The 9,401-nt window shown below is 61.3% G+C and carries 6 protein-coding genes; 5 read left to right on the plus strand and 1 reads right to left on the minus strand.

Translation table 11 applies throughout. The features are described 5' to 3' along the window. Positions 1-159: 159 nt before the first annotated feature. Positions 160-1,200: a DUF4382 domain-containing protein gene (locus tag ABEL04_RS11770; protein WP_375802588.1), complete on the minus strand. Its 1,041-nt coding sequence runs from the start codon at positions 1,198-1,200 to the stop codon at positions 160-162. 485 nt (positions 1,201-1,685) lie between these two features. Between ABEL04_RS11770 and ABEL04_RS11775 the strand changes: the two genes are divergently transcribed. From ABEL04_RS11775 to ABEL04_RS11795, 5 genes are all read left to right on the plus strand, one after another. Further along, entirely contained in the window at positions 1,686-3,944 is a 2,259-nt protein-coding gene (locus ABEL04_RS11775) for a carboxypeptidase regulatory-like domain-containing protein (RefSeq protein ID WP_375802589.1), read from the plus strand. A gap of 37 nt (positions 3,945-3,981) precedes the next feature. After that, complete coding sequence (locus ABEL04_RS11780; protein ID WP_375802590.1) at positions 3,982-4,824, plus strand: hypothetical protein; 843 nt, start codon at positions 3,982-3,984, stop codon at positions 4,822-4,824. Positions 4,825-5,025: 201 nt separating this feature from the next. Continuing rightward, positions 5,026-5,862 carry a hypothetical protein gene (locus ABEL04_RS11785; RefSeq protein WP_375802591.1) on the plus strand — a complete coding sequence of 279 codons (837 nt, stop codon included), beginning with the start codon at positions 5,026-5,028 and terminating at the stop codon, positions 5,860-5,862. A 1,187-nt stretch (positions 5,863-7,049) separates the two neighbouring features. Then, on the plus strand, positions 7,050-7,730 hold the full coding sequence (locus ABEL04_RS11790) for a T9SS type A sorting domain-containing protein (protein WP_375802592.1): 681 nt from the start codon (positions 7,050-7,052) through the stop codon (positions 7,728-7,730). 845 nt (positions 7,731-8,575) lie between these two features. Next, positions 8,576-9,385, plus strand: coding sequence for a transposase (locus ABEL04_RS11795; RefSeq protein WP_375802593.1), 810 nt, complete (start codon positions 8,576-8,578; stop codon positions 9,383-9,385). Positions 9,386-9,401 lie beyond the last annotated feature (16 nt).

Consider the following 9,401-nt stretch of genomic DNA (forward strand, 5'->3'; position numbering starts at 1 on the left):
GGATCTGTACGCTTGACTTTTTCTCTCATACGGGCTCTGAGTGCTCAGAGCGACGGAGGTGCTTTTTCCCTGGAAGGAGCGTGCTTTCAGAACGTCGCACATACCTCGCATTGTAGCACAAGCCGTTCTCAGTGAACGGTAGGCCTGTGCCGCGGGGGATTAATCGTCTTCGTCCTCAATTTCGAGGGCGATCCGTGAGCCCTCTCGGAACTCGTAGTTGACCTCCACGCGGTCTCCGGGGCTAAGTCCCTCCAATCGGCGGTCGTCTTCGAACTCGGTGCCGTTGGTTACCTCAACGGGCACGCCCAGCAGCGTGAGCGAATCGTCGCCGAGGGCCTCCACCGGGGCCGTGATCGAGCGCTCCACCTCATCGTCGTCCTCAACGTCGACCTCGCGGGCCCGGAGGGATCCGTCGTCAAGACGCGTTCCTTCCACCTCGATAGCCTGACCGGATTGAAGGTCGGCGACGCTCGTCGCCCCGTCGTCGCCGTCGAACTCGGTCTGGTCGGTTACGGAAAAGCCAATGCTGTCGACCGAGACCGACTCGCCGCTCGCTCCGGACACGGCCCCCTCCACCTCGACGGTTTCGATGGACTCGCCGTTTACGGACACGCTTTTGACCTTCACGGTTGGTTTGAAGAGATACTTGCCCGATGCGCCTGCGCGGACGAAGGACTCCTCCACGTCGAAGTCGAGGGTCACCGAAAGGCGGTCCCCGTCGTTCTCGACCTCTACGTCCGGAAGAATGATCTTAATGCCGCTCTGCTTGCCACTGGGGACCTGGAGGTTTTGGCGATCCCCATCGGCCACCACGTAGTTCTCGTCCCCAAGCACGAACCGGAGCTGTGTGTATTCTCCCTCCGGCACGGTGGTGTCGGCCAGTGTCGTGGTGACTCCGTCCTGCAGCTTGAGGAGATTAATCTGGCGGGACGTGTCCATCAGGGTGATGATGCCCTCCTCATCGTCGTCTCCGTCGTCGTCCTCCTCTTCCTCGTCCGCGTCCCCAGTGACGAGTTCGACGCGATCAACGGTCACGACGGCACGGTCAAGGTCCGCCGGTGCGTCCGTGAGCTTCAAGGTGAATTGCCCCTGGCCCGTCGACACGTTGCCCGTGCTGTCGCAGCCGACCATCCAAACAAGAAAGCCCGCCGCGACAAGAAGGCCTACGACGAAGCGATTGCTGTGACGTGCGCCAATCATGGTGACCGGGGTTCTTATACAAAGATTAGCGTGTACCACTCCCCCTCGACTTCGACCTCTTGCAGGGAGGTGGCATTGGCACTGTGGATGCTGGTAGACGCGCGAGGCTGAGAAGGGTTACGATGCTTGGATAGTTTTTCATGGTGTCCCTTCCTGCGGGTTGGCTCTTATCAGGTCTATAGCGGAGCTGCACGCCACACATGCACTGTAGGACCTCGGGACTGATTGGGGCTCGACCCAGAGCAAGCTCAAACGTGGCCCCGCATCCGGAGAGGGGATCCGTGTGTAGCCCTCGAAAACGCCTCAGTCGGTTCCGCAGGCTTGTCCAGATGCCTTTTCGGCACAAGAGCCACTCCCTAGAGTTTCCGGACGCTGCCTGTATTTCCCTCGGGTAGTCATTCCAGTGCAGTGACGTGTATTCTACGTCCTCCTCGCGTCCTCCATCTGCTCCTTCGATACAGTTCTCACTAAAAGGGGGATTCCCGATGCATCGTTATGTTCTCACCGCGTTCCTGGTTGCGTTTTTCGCGGTCTGCAGCTCCATCGTTCCCTCTGCTCGGGCACAGGAAACCGCCACGCTCCGCCTCGTCGTAAGGGCTGCCGACGACGGGACTCCCCTGGAGGGGGCCAATGTTCGTCTTCGGCCTCCGAGTACCGACGTCCCGGTGGGGAGCGGAGCGACCAACCGCGACGGCTATCTCGCCTTGGGGAACCTAGATCCGGGACGCTACCGGATCGCGATCAGCTACGTCGGCTACGAGACCCACAGGGACACGCTTGCTCTTAGGGCGGGGCGCCGCGTCTACAGCGTGACCCTTTCCCCTGAGCCCGAGCGCCTGGAGGAGGTGATGGTGGAGGCCGGACCCGAACTGACCAGGCGGCAGGCGGGTCGCCAAACCATCGAGCCCGAACAGATCGGGCGCATCCCTACCCCCGGACCGAGCGGAGACCTTGCGTCCTACCTCCAGACGCTTCCGGGGGTCGTGTCGGTCGGAGATCGAGGGGGACAGCTCTACGTCCAGGGCGGCGCCCCCACCCAAAACCGTTACCTGGTCGACGGCCTTCCGATCGTCCGACCGTTTCACATCTCCAGTTTCTATTCGGCGTTCCCGCAAAACACTGTGCAGAGCGTCGATCTGTACGCCGGGGGGTTCGAGGCCGAGTACGGGGAGGCACTTTCCTCGGTTCTCGACGTCCGGCTGCGGCCCGGCAACACGAAGCGCTACGCCGGCAGCGCAGCGGTGGGCCCCCATCTTGCGTCGTTCAGTGTCGAGGGCCCGCTGGTTCGGGGCGAACAATCGTTTCTCCTCTCCGCGCGTTACTCGCTCCTCGAACAGACGGCCCAGCCGCTCTGGGGGCAGGACGCAGAAATTGGCTTCTACGATCTGACGGGACGATACACCTTCCAACAGCAGAACGCGACGTGCAATATTACAGCCGTGCTTACCCACGATGAGGGAAGCATCGGCGCGAGGGAGGACCGGACTCTCAGTTGGTCAAACACCGTCGTTGGTGGACGCTGCTTCTTTCTCGATGAGAGCTTCAGCCAGCCCTTTTCCGTCCGCGGCGGGTATTCCGGCTTCCACAACACGACTGTCACTGCTGGGGCCCCGAAGCAGGAGGCCGGTCGCTGGCGCGCCTACGTCATGCTGGAGGGGGCCCAGACACTTTTCGGGTACCCGGTCGATTTTGGGGGGCGCCTCACGCTCGGGCGCTACGGGGCGCGGCTCCCCAGCCCGTTTGCTGGGGTCGACCAAATCGGCGAGACGCAGGGGATGGTACGGGTGCACTGGTCCTTGGACTGGGCTCCGACTGACTACCTGACGGTCGTTCCGAGCATTGCGGTGCGGGGGACTTATTCCGTTCGCCTCTCGGCGGATCCACGGGTGCGCCTCTCGCTTCGGCCCACCGGTACGGACCGGCAGGAAATTAGCGTCGCGGCGGGAGTGTACCGACAGATCGACCAGGGGATCGGCGACCAGCGGGACGCCGGCACGGTCTTTACCGTGTGGAAGCCGCCGGCGCCCGACGATCCGCTTCCGACCGCCTTCCAGGCGTTGCTCGGGTACCGATACCGTCTGGGCTCCTCGCTTGAGGTCAGCGTCGAAGGGTACGCCAAGCGGCTCGCGAATATTCCCGTGCCGAAGTGGACCCCCGAGGTCGGTGTGAACACCGAGACCGCCCGGGCCACCGGCAAGGCCTACGGAGCAAATGCCCGCCTCGAGTATCGGAGTGGCCCCTTTTACGCCTATCTGGGATACGCCTGGTCGAAGGTTACCTACGAGGCGGCGACCGGCGATCTTGGGGCCTGGGTGGAAGGGAAAGTGTTCTCCTACTCTCCTCCCCACGACCGGCGCCATCAGTTCAACGTCGTCTCAAGCGGCAGGCTCATGGGCGTGACCGCCAGTGTAAGCTGGGAGTACGGAAGCGGGCGGCCCTACACCCAGATCTATGGCCTCGACGTTTCGCTCGATATTCCCCAGGAGCGCCCTCTCGAGGACCCGGGAACGGCCCAGACGCTGTACCAGCGCCCCTACAACGCCCGGCTTCCCGCCTACCACCGTCTCGACGTGTCCCTCAAGCGGTCGTTTGACCTCTCTGGTCGGCTCGCGCTGGACACCAAGGTGGGGGCCATCAATCTCTACGACCGCCCCAACGTGTTCTACTACGACGCGGACACCCTCCGGCGGGTGAATCAGTCTCCACTCATGCCCTACTTCTCCGCGAAGCTCCGTCTCGAGTAGGGCCCCTCCACCGCCCATCGCACAGCCCGCCTTCGCCATGACTTCCTACCAGAAAACCCTCTGGATCTTGGTTCTTTTTGCCGGCGCCGCGCTTTTGGCCGGGTGCGACGCTTCCCTAGCGCCCATCGACAAAGAGGCGGGGCTGTACTCGGTACACGGGTACCTGACCCTCAACGACGGGCCTCACTTTGTGCGCGTGAAGAACCTGAATGTGCCCGTCGGTTCGGACTCCGCTCGCGCGCTCAACGCAACAGCCACCCTGACCAATCTGGTGACAGGACAGGCCGAGACGCTCACCGATTCGATCGTGGCTTTCGAGGGAACCCCCACGCACAACTTCCGGATCGACCAGGCCATCCAGCCCGCCACGACCTACCGGCTCCGAATCGAGCAGCCGGACGGAGACGCCACCCGGGCCACGGCGACGACACCCCGAGATGCGAGGGTGGACGTGAGTCCCCCGCCGTCGGACACGATCGAGTGCCTGGAGGGCATTACGCTGCGGTTCCGAAATATTCGGGGGGAAAGTCGTGTGCAGGTTTCGGGCGGCCTGTACCGGAACGGCAACCTTCACTGGACCCGTGAGGACCTCAGAATACCAGCCGGAGACTCTGTCCTGGCGCAGCACGGATACGCGGCCTGGAGACTCGTTCAGAAGGTACTTCCGGAATACGAGTGGTCCCGAATCGACCGCAAAGAAAACTACTGCACGCTGCTCGACAGGAACATCATGATCGTCGCGTATACGCACTATGGTCCGGACTGGCCCGCCGACAGCGTGCTCGGAGACCCGACTCAGTCCACGGTCAAAAATGGCCTCGGAGTCTTCGCTGGAATACGCCGGGACACGATGAAGCGGGTCCTGAGGCTTGACGATTGAATCCTCCTCGCTCTTCAGGGCGTGTCGGGTCGCCCCCTCTGGCCCGCGGGGCGGCTGGCGTGGTCGGAGTCCTCGGAGAGTGGAGAGGCCTCTCCTCCTCTCTCCTCTTAAGGAACTACACGCACCGAGGAAACGGACCCTCTCCCCATCGAAGCCGGACGCACCCACTGTCACAGATCTTCCTAGCGGAGTTCCCTGATGATGTCACACACGCACCCTGGATGGAACTGGATCCTCCTCCCCCTAACAGGTCTGATTCTCTTAACCGGATGTGACGCTTCCTTCCAACCGATTGACGACGATGCCGGTCTCTTCTCGGTGTACGGCTACCTCACGCTCTCCGGCGGTCCGCACTTCCTTCGAGTAAAGGACCTGGACACTCCTTTGACCCCGGACTCGACCCGCGTGCTCGACGCAACGGTCACCCTGAAGAATTTATCGACGGGACGGACTGAGACGCTGACCGACTCGATCGTGCTTTTCGAGGGCATATACACCCACAATTTCCGCGCTGACCAGGACGTTCAGCCAGCGACTCGGTACCGGATTACGATCACGCAAGGGGATGGAAAAACTCGGGCTACGGCGACAATGCCTGAGGAGACTGAAGTCGACATCGAGCCGAATGGAGCGGTCGGCTGTGTGCAGAACGTGTTCGTCAATTTCCAAAACGTGTCCCGGAAGCGTCTCCTCCAGATGTCCGTGGGAATCCCCTGGCGGGGCCCCCTCAACTGGGTGAGGGTATCGGACTTCTATTCCGGGGACGACGGCGCGTTGATCGGGCAATTCAATCCCGCCTCGATTGTCCGGCGGGTGGTTTCCGAACGTGTTTTGGGCACCGTCGGCTTTCAGCCCGAGAAGTTTTGTTCTCTGCTCGACAGAAATCGAATCTACGTCGCCTACACCCGCTTTGGGCCGGACTGGCCCGCCGACAGCGTGCGGGCAGACCCGACCCGGTCGGCAGTGAAGAATGGACTCGGTACGTTCGGGGGGCTGGACCGCGACACCCTGGTGAAAAGCATCACCCCCTCTCCTTAGTGGTGGAGGAGGTTCGGCCTCCCGATGTGCAGGCTCAACGGATCATTCCGGAGTTCGTCGAGGGGGGACTTGTGTTTGCTCCGCTCATCGATCTCAACCGATTCCCTCCGGCCCTCGGTCACTGACCAGCGCTGAGCAAGAGGAATTGGAGACGGCCCTTCGATCAGAGGGGGCCTCTGCTTTTCGCCGCACTTAGATTGTGCGGCGTTCCGCCTGGAGAAAGCACCCCGCCGAGATTGCCGATAAGTCCAGGGGCTCCGACCAGACGGTTCGAAACGCCATCCACGACTTCAACGAGGAAGATATCGTGCACCTCCACCGCGAAAAGCCGGAGGCTTTGGCCTGTTACGGCGTTCACTCGTCTAACGATACGGAAAGAGGACGCCTTTTCCGGTAGGCACGCCTCCACCGTCTCACGAGGTCGAGCTCGGGGAGGCCCCGGCCGGACCGGTTCAGGAGCTACCTCCCGACCCACCATTGCTGCGGTGTCCGCCTCAACGTCGTGATATTCGTCGCCCGCACCACAGTCAGCCGAACCGTAGATTCAGGGACGAATGCGGCCCCCGGAGGATTTTGATTTGGGGTGTGCAGTGCATTATTCTGGTATATGATGTAAATCTTATTCCACTCTCTTCCAGCTCGTCGAGAGGGGCATGCCTCATCTCTTTCGGTGGTTCCAGGGCCCTACACGGGGACTGCTCCGTCTTCCGAAGGATCGGCCAACAGACGTGTCCACCGTGCCGAAGACTTGCCCCCTCGAGACGCCCGGGGGCCTATTCAGTGCCCGAAGACTCCTGCTCTCGATACTTCTGATTCTCCTTCCGGGGATTGGTAAAGGACAGGATGATTCTGCAAACTGCATCAGGAATGGTGCCCATAACGCGACTGTTATTCTCCCCGACACCCTTTCGATCAGCTCGGCTACCGGGCGCTCCGATCCCTTCCCCTATTCTCGAATAGATTCTGTGGTAGCTCGTGTCGTCGTCCACAGCGCGGAAGGGGTGTGCGTCGGGACCACTCAGTGGAAAGGGGCAGGCCCCATGGCCATCGCCGTAGCTGGACGTGGTGAGATCGTGACTGGCGGCCTAGGGCGAGGCGAGTTTCTTCAGTATCGCATTCGTAAACGTACAGGGAGTTCTTTGAAGACGACGGTCTCATACGTCGGATGCGACAAGCTTACTGCTCGCGTGCGTCCCCTGTGCAAAGGGTGGGGCGTCTACGAAGACAATGTCATTTATGTGCTGCGGTCCATGACCATCTCGCCGACACGGGGCAAATCCTCTGGGGAGAACCTAGACGCGGAAATACCTCCGCTGGTGCGGGGCCTGAAGGCGACCTACGAGAGTGGCGCTGTGCACCTTGAGTGGGAGGCCACTGTTGAGACCGACGACACCGCGTTCGAGGTACAGCGGAAACGTCCTGACGCTGGACAGTGGAGCAGGGTGGATACCCTCGCCGGAACGCCCCCCTCCCCCGACTCCTCTTCCCATCACTTCACTGACACGAACCTCCCGTACGAAGCAGATCAGCTGTCGTACCGGCTCAGGGTGATCAAGACGAATGGAGCGAACTCGTACTCGCAGGTGGTTACCGTTCGGCGCAGAGCGAGAGATGTGACACTACTCAGCACGTTTCCGAACCCAGTGCGCCACCGGGCAACCCTGCGCTACGCCGTACCCGGTCGGCAGAACGTAACCATCGTTCTCTACGACGCACTCGGGCGTCAGGTCGAAACCGTCGTAAACGGAATGAAGGAGGGCCACCAAGAGAAGCAGATTAACGTGTCGGGCCTGCCGAGTGGCAGGTACTTCCTACGGCTTCGGGCCAGAGGTGAAGTGCGCGTCGAACGCTTGACGGTGGTCCGATAGTCTGCAGGCGTCCAGCTAGTGGTCCGCATCTTCGCCGACTGAAGATGGGGGCGGACTGTCGGACGGACCTCTATCGAACCGGCGATGGGCTCGACGGCATCCTAAATACCGTTCAGGGAATCAGGGCCGAAGAGCTGGCGCGAGGCCTACTGTTCCGGCCCGGAGACACAACTGGCACCTTGACCGAAGACGAGGACACAGAATAGAGGCACCCGTGCTGCACGCCGCGAGCCCCCCGGCCCAGCTCCGAAACATGGATATGCTAGAGTTGGATCGAGGGGGTGGTCCCCTGCCTTAGCCTCACGTTCTGACGTGGGGGCACACTCGTCACCCCTTTCAAGGTCTGGGTCTGACGGCTATATTCGGCGTGTCTGTCGCCTTGTTTCTGGAGATTAGCCTTTGACTGATGGACGGTCCCGTCTTTGAGCGTTTTGCCGACAAGAGTCCGATGGCCGTGATCACCGCCATCCTTCTCGCTCGCGTGTTCGCTCCTGAGAAGCTCGACAACCTTTTTGAGAAGGCCTCGGAAGAGCAATACACGCAGGATCTGCTCTTTTCGACCGTGTTTGACCTGATGAACCGGGTCGTTTGCGCGATCGAGCCCTCGATGCATTCGGCCTACCAGTCCTCAGAGGAGATTGATGTCTCCTCAACGACGATCTACGACAAACTGAGCGCCCTTGAGACAGGGGTCTGCGCCGAACTGGTTCGATATAGTGGGAGGCAACTCGCGCCCATAGCAGGCGCACTCGAAAGCGAAGGACCAGGCGAGAAGCACACGTGGTTGGAAGGCTACCGGACAAAGGTTCTCGACGGCAGTTGCATTGGGGCGACCGAGCACCGAATTGGGGAACTTCGCGAGACGTCGGCCGCCCCCCCTTCCAGGCAAGGCACTGGCGGTTCTGGACCCGGAGGCCGGGCTTATTACCGACTTTTTTCCTTGCGAGGACGGGCATGCCCAAGAGCGCCGACTGCTCGGGAGGGTGCTCGGGCGAATCGAACCGGGAGAGCTTTGGATCGCAGACCGCAATTTTGCGACGCGGGGGTTTTTATGGGGCATCCAGGAGCGAGAAGCGTGCTTTCTGATTCGAGAGCATGGGAATTTGCCGTGGGCCCCAGCGGGGCGGGAGGAGGAGGTCGGTCGGGTAGAGAATGGCATGCTCTACCGGCAGACTGTCAGCATCGAGCCTCCTTGTGGGCAGGAAGCAGATTGTGGGCAGGAAGCAGAAAAGCAGACCGCGGAGGAAGATTCGAAGCTCCAAGCGCGGCGGGTGCGCCTTGTGCTCGACGAGCCGACCCGAGACGGAGAGACCGAGATTGTTGTGCTCACAAGCCTCCCCGCGTCAGACGTTTCTGCAGAGCAGGTGGCAGCTCTCTACCGGAAGCGCTGGACAATTGAACGGGCGTTCCAGGAGCTTTCAGATCACCTGGAGGCTGAGATCTCAGCGCTTGGATACCCGAAAGCGGCGCTGTTTGGCTTCGCGGTCGGGTTTGTCAGCTATAATGTACTGTCGGTTTTAAAGTCTTCTCTGGCAAGTGTCTACGGCCAGAAGACCGTCGAACAGGAGGTCTCAGGGTACTACATTGCTGGAGAAATTGCCAGGACACGCGAGGGACCTGATTTCCGATATAGAGCCGTTTTCCTGATCCTGTAGTGCTTTTCCTGCGCGG

This window comes from Salinibacter sp., assembly GCF_042218895.1.
GTDB lineage: Bacteria > Bacteroidota > Rhodothermia > Rhodothermales > Salinibacteraceae > Salinibacter.